Here is a 16,346-nt window from a genome sequence, read left to right as displayed (position 1 = left end):
TACGTCTCCTTTCACCTAATCGGCGGCGGCCTCGAGGCCAGCAACCAGCCGCCGATGAATAGCAAAGGCCGCCAGCTTGCCATCCTGAACGGCCATTACCGTCGAGGCCGAACCTTTCGCGCGGATGCAGTCGCCGCCCGCATACACCCCCGGCAGGCTGGTCTCAAACTCGTGGTTGACCTTGATGAAGCCTTTCTCGGTCTCGAGGCCCAATAGCTTGGCCACAGCCGGCTTCTCCTGCCCAATGGCCTTGACCACCTGGTCGCAGGGCAGCACGAACTCCGAGCCCGGCACCGGCTCCGGCGCAGGCCGTCCACTGGCGTCCGGGGCTCCGAGTTGCATCCGCACACACTTCAACCCCGTAATCTTCCCTCCTTCGTGGAGTACTTCGACCGGCTGGGTGAGGAAGCGAAACTCGATGCCCTCCTTTTTGGCAAACTCGTACTCGTGGGGGTAGGCTGTCATCTCCTTGTCAGTGCGGCGGTAGACCATGGTCACCCGTTCGGCCCCCAGCCGCTTGGCGATGGTGGCGCAGTCCACCGCGGTATTGCCCGCGCCGATCACCACCACCTCCCGGCCCACCTGAAGGGCTTGGGGGTTCATCTTGGAGGTCTCGATATAGCTGAGGCCATCTACAATTAGCTCCTCGCCCGGTATGCCCAGTTGGGGCACCGAGCCCAGCCCCACACTCAGGAAGACCGCGTCGAAGTTGTTGCGCACCTCCTCCCAGCTCAGGTTCCGCCCCAGCTCCATCTGGGTTTTTATCTCAACCCCCAGCCGTCTGACCATCTCGGCCTCGGCCAGGGCTACCTCGACTGGCTCGCGCAGCACGATAATGCCGTAGGTGGATAGCCCGTTGGGCAGCTCCCGCTTCTCGAACACGGTTACGCTGTGGCCCAGCTTGGCCAGCTCACCCGCACAGGTAAGGCCCGCCGGCCCGGCCCCGATGACCGCTACTTTTTTGCCGGTGGGCGCACCGGGCTTGAATACGTCAATGCCGTGCTCGTAGACGTAGTCGGTGGCATAGCGCTGCAAGCGGCCAATCATGATGGGCTTGTGTTCGGCCCCCAGCACGCAGGCGCCTTCACATAGCTCCTCCACCGGGCAGACCCGAGCACAGGTGGCCCCCATCAGGTTGGACTCCAGAATGGTACGGGCCGAGCCCACCAGGTTCCCGGTTGCGATCTTCTTGATGAACCTGGGGATGTCGATGTGGGTTGGGCACGCGTGGGTACAGGGCGCGTCGTAGCAGTAGAGGCACCGGTTGGCCTCTACAACCGCTTCGTGGTCGGTGAGGGGCGGATGGTACTCACTCAACACTTCCTCGGGCTTGATGATCTGCACGCTTCCTCCTTTGACGCTGAGGTCTGGCCATTCGGCTATGAAAAAAGCTATAAACCCTCTTGGTGATAGCGCAATCACTAAGAAGGTTCGTGCCCTCGCAGGAGCCGATTTAACCCGACACTTTGCTTGTTAGTTGGGAATATACGAACTTGGGCAGATAGTTGTCAAGGCCCGTGATGATGGCCCACAGAGTTTTGTCACACTGTCCAAATATTGTGTTGTAAGTAAAAATAAGCAGCCATGTTATGTATTGACTTAAATTGCTATCTGCTATATACATATTTTATGTCACTGAAACGAACTACTTCCAAAAAAAATCTGGTTAGAGATCTGCTTCTCGACATTGCAACCGGTGCGATCGCGACCTTGCTGCTGGTGCTGTTTATTCGTTTTGCACCTACCTTTTAACATTGCCCTAGCTCTTCAAACCCAGTACATGGTGTCACCTTTTTATTGAGTAGGGCCGGCAGGGGTTTGGGGATTCCCGTTGCTGACACACTCGAGGTCTTGCATCGCCTGGAGCTTGGAGGGCATCCTAGAATCATGTATGAGACGCTCGAGGGTTCCGTACTGCATGCCGAGGCTGTAAGTATCCACGGGGCCATCTTTTACGATCTGGTTCTACAAACCCAAAACGCTGTACGCAAGTTGCGCTTTCAAGACACCTTCCTGAGTCCGGCCCCTAAGCAAGGAGAGTGCCTGCAGGTTGTTCTAATTCTGGGAAATGTCCACGAGGTGAAGCGGGTCTCGTGCGTTTGAGTCTAGGTTCATGCACCAAAAATAGCTCTACGTATAACCCAAGCCAAGCCAGCCTTGAGCAAGCCGTACTCAAGTTCGCTAAGTGTAAGATTTGACCCTATCGGCGGGCTTTCTGCTATTAGAATCTGGTATATATCGCTCCCATACCGCCGCGAGAGCGACGAACCAAAGGCGGAACATAGGAGATAGATACCATATGCGTTTAGAACTACCGGTCATTCCACTGCGAAACACCGTGATCCTCCCACACACCACCACCCCGGTGGATGTGGGCCGCGCCAAAAGCAAGCGCGCAGTCGAAGAAGCAATGGGGGCCGACCGGTTGATCTTCCTGGTTGCACAGCGTGACCCGGAGGTTGACGATCCTACCCCCGATGATCTCTATATCTGGGGGGTGCAGGCAGTAGTTAAGCAGGCCATGCGCCTACCCGATGGCACCTTGCAAGTCATGGTGGAAGCCAGGGCCAGGGCCGAGGTCAAGGACTATATCCCCGGGCCCTACCTGCGGGCACGCGGTGAGGTGTTCAGCGAAATTTTCCCTGCCGAGGAGGCGGTCGTTCGGGTTTTGGTTGAAGAACTCAAAGATTCGTTCGACAAATACGTAGCCAATCACAAATCGCTACGCCTCGACCGCTACCAGCTCGAGGCAGTGAAAAGCACCACCGACCCGGCCATGCTGGCCGATACCATTGCCTATCACGCTACCTGGACAGTAGCCGAGAAGCAGGAAATCCTCGAGCTTACCGACCTCGAGGCCCGTCTCAAGAAGGTACTGGAGTTCCTCAGTCGCGATCTCGAGCGCTTCGAGCTGGACAAGCGGGTGGCCCAACGGGTCAAAGACCAGATGGACACCAACCAGCGCGAGTACTATCTGCGCGAGCAGATGAAAGCCATCCAGAAAGAGCTGGGTGGCGAGGATGGGCTGGGCGACCTCGAGGCCCTGCGCAAAAAAATCGAAGAAGTGGGCATGCCCGAGGCGGTCAAGGCCAAGGCCCTCAAGGAACTAGACCGGCTCGAGCGCATGCAGCAGGGCAGCCCCGAGGCCACCGTGGCCCGCACCTACCTGGACTGGCTCACCGAGGTGCCCTGGACCAAGGCCGACCCCGAGGTGCTGGACATTGCCCACACCCGGCAGATTCTGGACGAGGATCACTACGGCCTCAAGGACGTCAAAGAGCGCATCCTGGAATACCTGGCCGTGCGGCAGCTCACCCAGGGGCTGGATGTACGCAATAAAGCCCCCATCCTGGTGCTGGTGGGGCCGCCAGGGGTGGGCAAGACCTCGCTGGGTCGCTCCATTGCTCGTAGCATGAACCGCAAGTTCCACCGCATCTCGCTGGGTGGGGTGCGCGACGAGGCCGAGATTCGCGGCCACCGCCGCACCTACATTGGGGCCATGCCCGGCAAACTGATTCACGCCATGAAGCAGGTGGGCGTGATCAACCCCGTCATCCTGCTGGACGAGATCGACAAGATGAGTTCGGACTGGCGGGGCGACCCCGCGAGCGCCATGCTCGAGGTGCTCGACCCCGAACAGAACAACACCTTCACCGACCACTACCTCGATGTGCCCTACGACCTCTCGAAGGTCTTCTTCATCACCACCGCCAACACCCTGCAAACCATCCCCCGGCCCTTGCTCGACCGCATGGAAGTTATCGAGATACCGGGCTATACGAACATGGAGAAGCAGGCCATCGCCCGACAGTACCTCTGGCCCAAGCAGCTCAAGGAGTCGGGGATGGAAGGCAGGGTTGAGGTGACCGACGCGGCCATTCTACGGGTAATCTCCGAGTACACCCGTGAGGCGGGGGTGCGGGGCCTCGAGCGCGAGCTGGGTAAAATTGCCCGCAAAGGGGCCAAGTTCTGGCTCGAGGGGGCCTGGGAGGGGCTGCGTACCATCGACGCCTCGGACGTACCCACCTATCTGGGCATCCCCCGTTTCCGTCCCGACAAGGCTGAGTCCGAGCCACAGGTCGGCACCGCCCAGGGCCTGGCCTGGACGCCTGTAGGTGGGACACTACTTACCATCGAGGTAGCCGCCGTTCCGGGCAGTGGCAAGCTTTCACTCACCGGCCAGCTTGGCGAGGTGATGAAGGAGTCGGCCCAGGCTGCCCTCACCTACCTGCGCGCCCATACCCAGGATTATGGCCTTCCGGAGGACTTCTACAACAAAGTAGACCTGCACGTCCACGTACCCGACGGGGCTACTCCCAAGGACGGCCCCAGCGCCGGTATCACCATGGCCACAGCCATCGCCAGCGCCCTGAGTCGCCGTCCAGCCCGCATGGACATTGCCATGACCGGCGAGCTCAGCCTGCGCGGCAAAGTAATGCCCATTGGCGGGGTAAAGGAAAAACTATTGGCCGCCCACCAGGCCGGGATTCACAAGATTGTGCTGCCCAAGGACAACGAAGCCCAGCTCGAGGACTTGCCCAAAGAGGTGTTGGAGGGGCTGGATATCAAGCTGGTCGAGGATGTGGGAGAGGTGCTGGAATACCTGTTGCTACCCGAACCCACCATGCCCCCCGTGGTACAGCCCAGCGACAACCGTCAGCAACCTGGCGCTGGGGCATAACACCAACATCCTTAGCAAAGAAGCCCCCACCGGTGGGGGCTTCTTCAGGTTGCTCCGGCCAGAAAGCACAGCAGCGCCGGACAGGTTCAGCTCAAGAACCCAGGGCCTTCCAGAAGCACTCCTGTAACTCGAGCTCCACTCGCAACCGACCTCCCTGCTTACGGCGCACTCGAGGCCGTCCCTTCATACCCTCTCCAGCCAGCAGGTGCGCCACCTCCTCCAGGGCCCGCCCTAAATCACGCGTAGGGCGGTGGAAGGTTTCGCGCCGTAGCTTACCTAGGGCATCGAAGTACTCCACCTGCACCACTGCCCGGCCCTGCTCGAGCCAGACCAGCACCTGATCCAGCCTCGGCTCCACAACCTCAGACTCTAGAGCTTCTTGAGGGACTGCACCAGTTGTCCCAGCACGTTTTGTGCATCGCCGTACAGCATCCGGGTGTTGTCGGCATAAAACAGTTCGTTTTCTACACCGGCAAAGCCCTTGCCCTGCCCACGCTTGATGACAATGGCGTTCTTGGCCTTGTCCACTTCCAGAATCGGCATGCCGTACAGGGGCGAGCCCTTGCGCCGAGCGGCCGGGTTGACCACGTCGTTGGCCCCGATCACCACCGCCACATCGGCCTGGGGGAACTCGGGGTTGATGTCTTCCAGGTCGTAGAGCTTTTCGTAAGCCACCCCGGCCTCGGCCAGCAGCACGTTCATGTGGCCGGGCATGCGGCCTGCTACCGGGTGGATGGCAAACTTAACCTCGATACCCTTGGACTCGAGCACGTCCGCCAGCTCGCGCAGTTTGTGCTGGGCCTGGGCCACCGCCATCCCGTAGCCGGGCACGAAGATGACCTTGGAAGCATAAGCCAGCATCACCGCGGCGTCCTCGAGGTCAATCGGCTTGAGGCTGCCCTTGACCTCACCGCTGTCCTGCTCCACGCCAAAGCCGCCCACCAGCACGCTCCAGAGGCTGCGGTTCATGGCCTTGGCCATCAGGAGGGTGAGCAGGGTACCGGCGGCCCCCACCACCGTACCGGCCACGATCAGCGCGGCGTTGCCGATGGCAAAGCCTTCGAAGCCCACCGCCAGGCCGGTGAAGGCGTTGTAGAGGGAGATCACCACCGGCATATCCCCGCCCCCGATGGGCAGGGTCATCAGCACCCCAAAACCCAAAGCCAGCAGGAAGAAGACCAGAATGAGCGGCCCCGACTGGGTGAAGAGCACCAGCAGGGCCAGCAGCAAGGCCCCCACCCCCACCGCCGCATTGACCAGTTTTTGCGCCGGGAACTGGATGGGCCGGCTCGACATCAGGCCCTGGAGCTTGGCGAAGGCAATCAGGCTGCCGGTAAAGGAGACCGAGCCGATCAGAGCCCCCAGGATAGCCAGGAGTTTGAGCCCCTGGGCCTCGCCAAACTCCCCGCGCAAAAGCTCGACCGCCGCGATGGCCCCGGCTGCTCCACCTCCCATGCCGTTGTAGATGGCCACCATCTGCGGCATATCGGTCATCTGTACCCGCTTGGCGGCAATCCAGGCCACCACCGTGCCGACCACCACCGCCAGAATCATCAGACCCTGGTTGTGCAGGCCGGGCACAAAAAACGTCACCAATGTGGCCGCCACCATGGCCACCCCGGCCCAGACCACCCCGCTGCGGGCGGTGTTGGGCGAGGACATACGCTTCAGGCCCAGGATGAAGAGGAAGGCCGTAACGAAGTAAATGAGCTGAACGAAGTTTTCCATATTTGCGTCGCGCAAGCTGATAGCCAGGCAATTCCAGAGCTATCGGCTGAAAAGCTACTGACCTCCCTTCGGCTTCCGCTCAAACATTTCCAGCATCCGCTCGGTTACGGCGTAGCCGCCGGCGGCGTTGGCCGCGCCCAGAATCACCCCGAAAAAGCCGATGGCCTGTTCCAAAGGGGTCTCGGCATGGCCCAGCACCACCATGGCCCCCACCACCACAATCCCGTGGATGAAGTTGGAGCCGGACATCAGGGGGGTGTGCAGAATCACCGGCACCCGGCTAATCACTTCGTATCCGGTAAAAGCCGCCAACAAGAAGATGTACAGTGCAGCCCAGGTAGAGTCCATCACGCACCTCCTACGAGCGCCCTGGTGGGCGCATGGGTAATCTCGCCTTGGTGGGTGAGAAGAGCCCCCGCCAGAATTTCGTCGCTCCAGTCGGGCGCGAGCTGCCCGTCTTTGATGAGGAGCTTGGAAAGGTTGTAGAGGTTTTTGGCGTACATCTCGCTGGCGTGCACCGAGAGCGCGCTGGGCAGGTTCAGGGGCCCCACAATCTTCACGCCGTTCAGCTCGAGGGTCTCTCCGGGCTTGGTCAGCTCGCAGTTGCCCCCCGACTCGGCGGCCAGATCCACGATGACGGCGCCGGGGCTCATGCGCTCGGCCATGTCTTTGGTAATCAGGATGGGCGCCTTGCGGCCCGGAATCTGGGCGGTGGTGATGACGGCATCCATGCTGCCGACCTCTTTGGCCAGGGCCTCGTGCTGGATTTTCTTTTCCTCCTCGGTGAGCTCGCGGGCATACCCCCCCTCGCCCTCGGCGCTGATGGGTAGCTCGATGACCTTGGCCCCCAGCGAGAGGGCCTGCTCGGCAGCGGCCTTGCGCACGTCGTAGGCCCAGACATTGGCCCCCAGGCGGCGCGCCGTGGCGATGGCCTGCAAGCCCGCCACCCCCACTCCCATTACCATTACCTTAGCCGGGCGGATGGTGCCGGCGGCGGTGGTCAGCATGGGGAAGAAGCGGCTGCTCTCGCGGGCCGCGATCAGGGCCGCCACATACCCGGCCACGGTGGCCTGGGACGAGAGCACGTCCATGCTCTGAGCCCGGGTGATGCGGGGTATCAGCTCCATGGCCAGGGCGGAGATCCGACCCGAGGCCATGGCCTGCACCCGCGCCGGGTTGCGGTGGGGGTACATCAGGCCCGCCACAACGGTGCCGGGCTCGAGCCGGGCCAGGTCGGCCTCTTCCAGCGGCTGCACGGTAAACACCACCTGAGCCCCCTGGAAAAGCTGGTCTCTGGTGACTACTTCGGCCCCGGCATTGCGGTAGGCCTCATCGCTAAAGTAGGCCTGGGCACCTGCATTTGCCTCGAGCCGCACACCCCAGCCTTCTTTGCGCAAGCGACCCACCACCTCGGGCGTAAGCGCGACCCGGCGTTCGCCTGGAGCCGTCTCTTTGGGAACAGCGATCAAGACCATTCGACCTCCTACTAAAAACGTGCTGCGGTTTGGTATACCGTCTCCGCAGGGAAGTATACCAGTGTAGGGCTAGAGAGCAACGTCCCGGCCCCCAAGATTGACCTCGGTTGCTTGCGCTCAATACAATCGCTTTCGTTCAGATAAGGAGCGCTTGTGGATTTCCAGGGAAAAGTGGTGATCGTAACCGGAGGAGCCTCGGGCATGGGCGAGGCCACAGCCAGAGAGTTTGCCAGGGCCGGAGCCCATGTAACAATTCTGGATCGCAACGAGGCGCGGGCCCGCCAGGTGGCCGCCGAAATCGGCGCACGGGTACGGATTGGGGACGTAAGCGACTCGGCCTTCTGCAACCAGGTGGTCGCCGATACCCTCGCCCAGTACGGGCGGCTCGACGTGCTGGTCAATGCGGCTGGCATTATCGTGCGGGCCAGCGGCGTGGAGACCAGCGACGAGCAGTGGCAGCGGGTCATGGCGGTAAACGTGAGCGGCACATTTTTTATGTGCCGGGCCGCTATCCGGGCCATGCAGCCCCAGCGTAGCGGGGCCATCGTCAACTTTGGCTCGATCTGGGGCGACCTGGGGGCGGCGGGGGTGGCGGCCTACTGTGCGAGCAAGGGGGCCGTGCACAACCTCACCCGCGCCCTGGCCCTCGACCACGCCAAAGACGGCATCCGCATCAACGCGGTCTGCCCCGGCGAGGTCAACACCCCCATGCTTCAGTCCGAACGCAAGGAACCCGTTACCCCCGAACTGCTGCAACGCCTGGCCGAGACCGTGCCCATGGGCCGCCTGGCCGACCCCGTAGAAATCGCCCAGGTGGTGCTCTTTCTGGCCTCCGATAAAGCCAGCTACATGACCGGCTCGCTGGTGCTGGTGGATGCGGGGTACGCGGCCCGATGAGCACACCTGTCCTGCACTGAAGGGAGCCACCCATGGAATACCGCAATCTGGGTCGAACCGGCGTTAAAGTAGCGCCTCTGGCCCTGGGAACCGATAACATCCTGAACCCCACCCCCGAGGCCGAGGCCAAAAAGATGATTCTGCGGGCCATCGAGGCCGGTATTAACCTGATTGATACCGCCAACAGCTATATGCAGGGCGAGGCCGAACGGGTAATTGGGCAGACCCTCAAGGAAAGTGGCCTGCGCGACCAGGTGCTCATCGCCACCAAGGCCCACTACCCCACCGGCCCCGGCCCCAACGACCGAGGGAACTCGAGGCTCCACCTCCTGCGGGCCTGTGAAGACTCGCTCAAGCGCCTGCAAACCGACCACATCGACCTTTATCAGCTTCACCGCCCGGTCTTCGATATGCCCATTGACGAAACGCTTGCGGCCCTGAACGACCTGGTACGACAGGGCAAGGTGCGCTACATCGGCAGCTCCACCGCCCCGGCCTGGAAGGTGCTGGAAGGCATTCTGGTGAGCGAGCTGAAGGGCTACGTGCGCTTTGTCTCGGAACAGCCGCCCTACAACCTGCTGGATCGGCGCATCGAGAACGAGCTGGTTCCCATGGCCCAGGCATATAACCTGGCTCTGCTGCCCTGGTCGCCGCTGGCCATGGGCATGCTGGCCGGGCGCTATGCCGAGGAAAACATTCGTCCCGAGGGTTCCCGGGCCCACCTGCGGGGTGGGATCTATGCCGAGCGGGTCACGCCCAGGGCGGTGGAGGTGGGCAACCGCTTTGTCAAGCTAGCCCGCGAGGCCGGCTACGATCCTGCCCAACTGGCCGTGCTATGGGTCAAGGATCAGCCCGGTATCACCGCGCCCATCATCGGGCCCAGGAGTGTGGGACAGCTCGAGCACCTGCTACCTGTACTGGACATGAAGCTCCCGGAAGACATCCGAATAGCCTGCGATGGGCTGGTTCCGCCCGGCAGCGCCGTGGCCAACTTTCATAACTCCGCCCCGTGGATGAAAATGCAGATTTGAAGCGGCTGGCTTGCGCCTACACTGTATAGTGTTTTCTGGTATGGAAAAGGCAACAGAAGCCGTCAGCACCCCATCAAAAACCATCATCAAGTTCGGCACCGACGGCTGGCGGGCCATTATTGGCGACCAATTCACCTTCGATAATGTGGCTCGCGTAGCCCAGGCCTACGCTGAATACCTCCTGGAGCACCAGGGCAAGAAAGTGGTGGTGGGCTACGATACCCGCTTCATGGCCCATCGCTTTGCTCAAAGAGCTGCCGAGGTTCTGGCCGCCAATGGGCTCGAGGTCTACCTTTCCAAATCGTACCTTCCCACCCCAGTGCTGTCTTTTGCCGTTAAGCACTTGCAGGCCGATGGCGGCGTCATGATTACGGCGAGCCACAACCCGGCCGAGTATCTCGGATTCAAAATCAAGGGCAGCTACGGCGGTGCGGCCACCCCAGCACTGGTAGCCGAAGTGGAAAAGCACCTGGGGGCAGCACCCAAAACAACCAGCGCAACCGTGCACAGCCTGGATGTGCGAAAAGCCTACTACGACTTTCTGGCTCAGCAGCTAGACCTGGAGGCCCTGCGCGGTTACACCGGGGTGATGTACCACGACAGCATGGGCGGGGCAGGGGCGGGCTGGCTGGCAGGTTTCGTTAAGCACGTGGGATTAAAGCTCGAGCTGCGTGAGCTACACGCTGTACCCGACCCCATGTTCTATGGTGTGAACCCCGAGCCCATCCCGCAAAACCTGTTCACCGTCATAACCGTGCTAAAGGCCGAGGATAACCCCACCTTTGCAGCCGTAAACGACGGCGATGCCGATCGCATTGGCGCTGTGCTGGCAGGCGGGATCAACTTCAACAGTCATCAAATTTTTGCAGTACTACTCAAACACCTGCACCGCAAGGGATACCGTGGCCGGGTAGTCAAAACCTTCTCTACTTCTGTAGTCATTGACAAGCTCGCGCATAAGCTGGGTCTGGAGTTGCTGGTCACGCCCATCGGCTTCAAATACATCACCGATGAGATGCTAAAAGGCGATGTCCTGATTGGGGGTGAGGAGTCGGGCGGTATTGGAGTAGTCGGGCACATACCCGAGCGCGACGGCCTCATGAACGCCTTGTTGCTTCTGGAGTCCATTGTACATACTGGAAAAAGCCTGGGAGAGCAGTTTGCCGAAATTGAGGCCGAGGTGGGTTTCAAACACGCCTATGACCGCATCGACTTACACCTACCCTCGATGGAGCAACTCAAGGAAGTCATGGCCAAGGTACAAACCCCAAAACCTATTGCAGGGCAGCAGGTGAGCGATACCGAGAATCTGGACGGCATAAAGTGGCTTTTTGGTGATGCCGGTTGGCTGTTGTTCAGGGCCTCCGGTACCGAGCCTGTACTGCGCATTTATTGCGAGGCCCAGGAAGAAAAAACTGTAAAAGCCGTTCTTGCCGAAGCCAAAAAACTGGTAGGTTTATAGCCGATAAGCCATACCTACCCAATATTGGAAGTTTTTTGCAGTGCCGGCTGCCGCTAAAGCACCACCTTGGCTTTCATTTATCGTCGGTTGGTGACATTCTTAGCTTGTGCAGTGTGGACATGGATTTTCTCAGAAATTTGTGGGTTAATCTGAGCCCAGGGGTGGACAAGCTATGATGCGGCTATTATTGCTATTTAGTCTGCTGGCAACTGCAGGATGGGGGCTGAGTGCTCAAGTGGTTGAGCGCCGGATTGATGCCCAGGGGGGGGCCCTAATGCTACCCGGCATTCAGGTTCTGATTCCACCCGGTGCCCTGGTTTCTTCGGTTCGATTCCGCCTCGAGCGCCTTCAGGCTGTACCCTCTTCTCCGCCCCAAAACGAGGTTTATTTTATCCAAACGCTGCCCGAACGTGAGGTAGTGGGAATTTACCGGCTTTCCTCAGGAACAACCAGCTTCCTAAAGCCCATCGAGATTGAATTACAGGTTAATCCGCCTTATCGCCCCAGTGGTCGGGTCATCAAGAGTGTGATTTACATCTGGGATGGGCAGGGTTACTTTAGTACGCAGGTACCCAGTACCCGTGAAAGCTTCACCCTAACCCGCCTGGACTTGGGCCTGGGGGCCGGTGCCGGTGGCTACCCGGCAGGTCTGGTACTGGCAGTGCTTCGAGCGCCCGAGGAAAATCTGCGACGCGAGTGCCAGAGTCGGGGTGGCCGCTGGACGGGCTCGAGCTGCGAGAAAAGATAAAAAAAGCCTGGGGCGCCAGGCCCACAAACCATTTACAGACCTGGTAGCGTATGCTAGGTTTGGATGTCTCCGTTCCTGGCAGTGGGTTTGGGATTGTACGTGCTCAATTTGCTGGTAGGCCTGGCCGCGCAACTGCGTCTGGCCCACTTCGGCCTGTGGCATCACGCGCTTTATCTGGTGGTGCTGGTCGCTGCGCTGCTGGCCCTGGTGTTCACACGCGAGTGGTGGTTGCTGCTAACCATCGCTTGCCTGGCCCTCTTCCCCAAGGCCCGCCCCCACACCTGGCCCCATCCCACACTGGGCGCGGTGGGGTTGGTGGGATACTTGTTGTCGATCGGGGGTTGATGTGGAATTTCTAGAGGTAATCCGGAAGCGCAAAACCACCAATGGCCCCTTTCTGGACAAGCCCGTATCCAAAGAACACCAGCGCCTTTTGATGGAAGCGGCCAGCCGAGCCCCCAGCCATTTCAACTCCCAGCCCTGGCGCTTCATTTTGATTGAGGACAGGGTCAAGCGAGAGAAAATTGCCGAGATTGGGGGGCGAACCATGCAACAACTGATTGCCGACGGCAAGTTTTTCGAGCGCTATCGCCCCTACTTTCGCTTTACAGAAAAAGAGATGGACGAGCGGCGCGACGGCATCCTGATTGACCAGCTGCCGGGTCCCTTACGTCCCTTCACCCGCCAGATTATGAGCCCAAATGCCCTCGGACTGCTAAAAACCTTGCGGGTTCCGCAAACCCTAGGCGAGGACAACCGCAAACTAATTGCAGGCTCACCCCTCCTGCTGGCGGCCCTGCTGGACAAGCAAGAATACCGTCCGGGCCAGCTCTCCGGCTTGTATAGCGTGCTGGGCCTGGGCATGGCCATCGAGAACATCTGGCTTACCACGGTCGAGCTTGGGATGGGCATTCAGTTTGTCTCCACACCCATGGAAATTCCCGAGGCCTGGGAGGAAATCAAGCGGCTGCTGGAAGTGCCCGAGCACCTGGAGCTGATGGCAGTTTATCGGCTGGGCTATCTGCCCGAGGAAAAACCCCGCCCCCGCATTGACTGGAAATCCGATCATCGCAAGCGCATCTCGCAATTTGTTTTCCGCGATTCCTGCGCAACCCCCGAAAGCGACGTCTGAGGCATCTTTATGCATCCCAGAATTCTCAGCGTCGCCACTGCCAACCCCCCGCACCGGGTAGGACAGTCTGAAGTACGGGATCTGGTGCAGAACCTGTTTGACCGCCTGCAGGGCCTCGAGCGCCTCATCCGCGTTTTTGAGAACACCGGCATCGAGTCGCGCTACCTCTCGGCCCCCCTCGAGTGGTTTACCCAGCCCCACAGCTTTGCCGAGAAAAACCAGTTGTGGTTTGAAACCGCTCTAGACCTCTGCGAAAAGGCCTGCCGTGAAGCCCTACAGCTCGCGGCCATCGAACCCAAACAGGTGGGGGCGGTGGTGCTGGTTACCACCACCGGAATTGCCACCCCCAGCCTCGAGGCCCACCTCGTTCAGCGCCTGGGCCTCCCGCTCTCGGCCATCCGCCTCCCCATCTGGGGGCTGGGCTGCGCCGGGGGCTCGGCAGGGCTGGCCAGGGCTGCCGAGATAGCCCTGAACCATCCCGGTGCGTATGTGCTGATGGTAGCGGTTGAGTTGTGCAGCCTGACCTTCATACAGGGCGACCTGAGCAAGAGCAACCTGGTAGCGACCAGCCTGTTCGCCGACGGTGCTGCCGCTGCGGTATTGGGTAGGCCAGGCGAACCGGGCCCAGGCACAGGGCCGAAGGTGCTCGGCGGATTCAGCCGGCTGCTACCAGAAAGCTATGAGGTGATGGGTTGGGACATCGTGCCCGACGGCCTGCAAGTGCGCTTCGCCCAAAGCATCCCGGCCCTGGTAGAAGGGGAGTTGGGCAATCTGATCCGGGACGGGCTGGCGGGTTTTGGCCTTACCGCTCCAGATGTGAAGACCTGGACACTCCACCCTGGCGGGGCCAAGGTTTTGACAGCCTACCGTGAGGGGATGGGTGTGGATGAAAAAAGCCTCGAGGCCTCCCACTGCGTTTTGAGGAAATTCGGCAATATGTCCAGTCCCACGGTGCTTTTCGTGCTGGCCCATCAGATGTACCAGCTCGAGCGACCTACACCCGGCAGCAAAGGGGTGTTGCTGGCCCTGGGGCCTGGCTTTGCCGCAGAAGGGGTGGTTTTGCAGTGGTAGCGCTCTGGGTCGCGCTGATCTGGGTGGTACTCCAGCGGCTGCTGGAGCTTCGCCTGGCCCAGGCCAACCTGCGCTGGGCTTTGGCGCAGGGGGCCAAAGAGCACGGACGAGAGCACTACCCACTGTTTTTTCTGCTGCACATCGGCTGGATGCTGGGCTGGCTGCTGGAGGGGCTTGCCCGCAACCAGCCCTCCCCCATCTGGGGATTCTGGCTGCTGGTCTTCTTGCTGGCCCAGGGTCTGCGCTACTGGGCCATCAGCAGCCTGGGCCGGTACTGGAATACCCGAATTCTGGTTGTTCCTGGGGGCCAACAGATCACCCGAGGGCCCTACCGCTACCTGCGCCACCCCAACTACCTGGCGGTGGCCCTGGAGTTGCTGTCCCTGCCCCTCATCTTTAACGCCTGGGTTACAGCCCTGACAGCCACCATCCTCAACGCCCTGCTGCTGCTGTGCGTGCGCATCCCCGCCGAGGAAAAGGCCCTCGCGGCCTACACCCCGACTGAAAACCCCGACCTCGAGGAGGCGCGGCCCTAGTCCTGCGGTATGGGCTGGCTCTTCACCAAGGCATAGGCGTAGCCATCGGTGAGGGCTTTGAGGGAGGCCTCGAGGTTGTTTTTACTGGCCCCCACAGTGCTCCAGCGCTCCCCGGCCCGGTGCATCTCGATCATGACCCGCACCCCGGAGGCCGTACCGGCCTCCTGGCCCGAGAGAATACGTACCTTGTAATCGCAAAGCTCGATCTCGGCAATCTCGGGGTAAAAGGGCTCAATGGCCTTGCGGAAGGCTTTGTCCAGCGCCGAGACCGGCCCATGCTGGCTTTCGGCGGCGGTGTGCTGGAGGGTCTCGCCCACCCTGACCCGCACCGTGGCCTCGGCCCAGGTGGGGGTCTCGGGGTTGGCGTCGTTGACGTGCACGAACACCGTGAAGCCTTCCACGCTGAAGGGCATCTGACCGCCCCGCAGCCGGTGGGCCAGCAGGTAGAAACTGGCCTCGGCTCCTTCAAACGAGTAGCCGGCGTGCTCGAGCTGCTTGACCTCCTCCAACAAAGCCCCGGCCATCTCCTTGGGCACATTAACCCCGGACTCGGCCAGTTTGGCTAGCAGGTTGCTGCGACCCGAGAGGTCGGAGACCAGCACCCGGCGGCTGTTGCCCACGGCCTCGGGCGGGACGTGCTCGTAGGTGCGGGGGTCTTTGAGCACCGCTGAGACGTGGATGCCCCCCTTGTGGGCAAAGGCTGCATCCCCCACGTAGGGCGCGCGGAGGTTGGGGGCCAGGTTGGCCCGTTCGTCCACAAAGTGCGAGACCTCGCGCAGCTCGGCAAGTTTTTCGGGGGTGAGCCCTTGGAGCGGCAGGCCGTACTTCAGCATCAGGTTGGGAATGGCGCTGGTCAGGTTCAGGTTACCGCAGCGCTCGCCGTAGCCGTTGATGGTGCCCTGCACGTGGGTGGCCCCCGCCCGCACGGCAGCCAGGGCGTTGGCTACCGCCAGTTCCGCGTCGTTGTGGGGGTGAATCCCAATGGTCAGGCCGGGAAAAGCCTGGCGCACGGCCTGGGTGATCTCGAAGACCTCTTCGGGCAGGCTACCCCCGTTGGTATCGCATAAGCACAGGGTGTCGGCCCCGCCCCGCACGGCGGCCTCGAGCGTGGCCAGGGCATAGCCCCGGTTGGCCTTGAAACCGTCGAAGAAGTGCTCGGCGTCGTGAATCACCCGCTTGCCTTCGCAGACCAGGTAGCGGTAGGTCTCCTCAATCATGCGCAGGTTTTCTTCCAGGGAGACCTCGAGCGCGTGGGTCACGTGGAAGTCCCAGCTTTTGGCTACTACCGTAACCACCGGGGTGGCCGCCGCCAGCATGGCCTGCACCGAGGGGTCGTCCTCGGGCCGCACCCCTTTGCGCCGGGTGGAGCCAAAGGCGCAGAGCTGGCTATTCCCCAGGTCTACCCCCTTCATGCGGGCGAAGAACTCGGCGTCCTTGGGGTTGCTGCCCGGCCAGCCCCCCTCGATGAGGGGAACCCCGAAAGCCGCCAGGCGCTTGGCGATGGCGATCTTGTCGTCCGAGGACAGGTTGACTGCTTCGCCCTGGGTGCCGTCGCGGAGGGTGGTGTCGAGGATTTCGATCATGG

16 protein-coding genes are annotated in these 16,346 nt (G+C 61.2%); 10 read left to right on the top strand and 6 right to left on the bottom strand.

The annotated features are described in order from the left end of the window. Positions 1-15: 15 nt before the first annotated feature. On the bottom strand, positions 16-1,344 hold the full coding sequence (locus Q0X18_RS04755) for an NAD(P)-dependent oxidoreductase (protein WP_297559235.1): 1,329 nt from the start codon (positions 1,342-1,344) through the stop codon (positions 16-18). A 543-nt stretch (positions 1,345-1,887) separates the two neighbouring features. On the opposite strand from Q0X18_RS04755, the gene Q0X18_RS04750 reads away from it, so the two are divergent. After that, positions 1,888-2,103 carry a hypothetical protein gene (locus Q0X18_RS04750; RefSeq protein WP_297559233.1) on the top strand — a complete coding sequence of 72 codons (216 nt, stop codon included), beginning with the start codon at positions 1,888-1,890 and terminating at the stop codon, positions 2,101-2,103. 196 nt (positions 2,104-2,299) lie between these two features. Further along, positions 2,300-4,681, top strand: coding sequence for an endopeptidase La (gene lon, locus Q0X18_RS04745; protein WP_297559231.1), 2,382 nt, complete (start codon positions 2,300-2,302; stop codon positions 4,679-4,681). 91 nt (positions 4,682-4,772) lie between these two features. On the opposite strand, the gene Q0X18_RS04740 is transcribed toward lon, so the two are convergent. The 4 genes from Q0X18_RS04740 to Q0X18_RS04725 are packed head-to-tail and all read right to left on the bottom strand — an operon-like array spanning position 4,773 to position 7,884. Further along, positions 4,773-5,039, bottom strand: a complete 267-nt coding sequence (locus Q0X18_RS04740) for a hypothetical protein (RefSeq protein ID WP_297559229.1) — start codon at positions 5,037-5,039, stop codon at positions 4,773-4,775. Positions 5,040-5,050: 11 nt separating this feature from the next. Next, positions 5,051-6,409 (bottom strand): NAD(P)(+) transhydrogenase (Re/Si-specific) subunit beta, encoded by a 1,359-nt coding sequence (locus Q0X18_RS04735; protein ID WP_297559227.1) that lies wholly within the window; start codon positions 6,407-6,409, stop codon positions 5,051-5,053. A gap of 54 nt (positions 6,410-6,463) precedes the next feature. After that, entirely contained in the window at positions 6,464-6,757 is a 294-nt protein-coding gene (locus Q0X18_RS04730) for an NAD(P) transhydrogenase subunit alpha (protein WP_013014151.1), read from the bottom strand. Next, positions 6,757-7,884 (bottom strand): Re/Si-specific NAD(P)(+) transhydrogenase subunit alpha, encoded by a 1,128-nt coding sequence (locus tag Q0X18_RS04725; protein ID WP_297559224.1) that lies wholly within the window; start codon positions 7,882-7,884, stop codon positions 6,757-6,759. The genes Q0X18_RS04730 and Q0X18_RS04725 overlap by 1 nt, the downstream gene beginning before the upstream one ends. A 153-nt stretch (positions 7,885-8,037) precedes the next feature. Here Q0X18_RS04725 and Q0X18_RS04720 point away from each other — a divergent pair, with 153 nt between their 5' ends. From Q0X18_RS04720 to Q0X18_RS04685, 8 genes are all read left to right on the top strand, one after another. Further along, the gene (locus Q0X18_RS04720; RefSeq protein ID WP_297559222.1) at positions 8,038-8,781 is read left to right on the top strand and encodes an SDR family NAD(P)-dependent oxidoreductase; all 744 of its coding nucleotides are present in this window, start codon (positions 8,038-8,040) and stop codon (positions 8,779-8,781) included. A 32-nt stretch (positions 8,782-8,813) separates the two neighbouring features. After that, a complete protein-coding gene (locus tag Q0X18_RS04715; RefSeq protein ID WP_297559220.1) occupies positions 8,814-9,812 on the top strand; it encodes an aldo/keto reductase in 999 nt (332 codons plus the stop codon). 40 nt (positions 9,813-9,852) lie between these two features. Then, on the top strand, positions 9,853-11,274 hold the full coding sequence (locus Q0X18_RS04710) for a phosphoglucomutase/phosphomannomutase family protein (protein WP_297559218.1): 1,422 nt from the start codon (positions 9,853-9,855) through the stop codon (positions 11,272-11,274). 172 nt (positions 11,275-11,446) lie between these two features. Next, positions 11,447-12,022: a hypothetical protein gene (locus Q0X18_RS04705; protein ID WP_297559216.1), complete on the top strand. Its 576-nt coding sequence runs from the start codon at positions 11,447-11,449 to the stop codon at positions 12,020-12,022. Positions 12,023-12,085: 63 nt separating this feature from the next. After that, positions 12,086-12,367: a hypothetical protein gene (locus Q0X18_RS04700; RefSeq protein ID WP_297559214.1), complete on the top strand. Its 282-nt coding sequence runs from the start codon at positions 12,086-12,088 to the stop codon at positions 12,365-12,367. A 1-nt stretch (position 12,368) separates the two neighbouring features. Next, positions 12,369-13,154, top strand: coding sequence for a nitroreductase family protein (locus Q0X18_RS04695; RefSeq protein WP_297559212.1), 786 nt, complete (start codon positions 12,369-12,371; stop codon positions 13,152-13,154). Positions 13,155-13,163: 9 nt separating this feature from the next. Continuing rightward, positions 13,164-14,225, top strand: a complete 1,062-nt coding sequence (locus Q0X18_RS04690; protein WP_297559210.1) for a type III polyketide synthase — start codon at positions 13,164-13,166, stop codon at positions 14,223-14,225. After that, positions 14,219-14,761 (top strand): isoprenylcysteine carboxyl methyltransferase family protein, encoded by a 543-nt coding sequence (locus Q0X18_RS04685; RefSeq protein ID WP_297559208.1) that lies wholly within the window; start codon positions 14,219-14,221, stop codon positions 14,759-14,761. Before Q0X18_RS04690 ends, Q0X18_RS04685 begins: the two co-directional genes overlap by 7 nt. Here the strand turns inward: Q0X18_RS04685 and cimA are convergent. Then, a complete protein-coding gene (gene cimA, locus Q0X18_RS04680; RefSeq protein ID WP_297559207.1) occupies positions 14,758-16,344 on the bottom strand; it encodes a citramalate synthase in 1,587 nt (528 codons plus the stop codon). The genes Q0X18_RS04685 and cimA overlap by 4 nt on opposite strands. Positions 16,345-16,346: the final 2 nt, after the last annotated feature.

Origin of the sequence: Meiothermus sp. (assembly GCF_026004075.1) — a bacterium.
GTDB lineage: Bacteria > Deinococcota > Deinococci > Deinococcales > Thermaceae > Meiothermus.
This window is presented reverse-complemented; position numbering and strand designations above follow the sequence as displayed.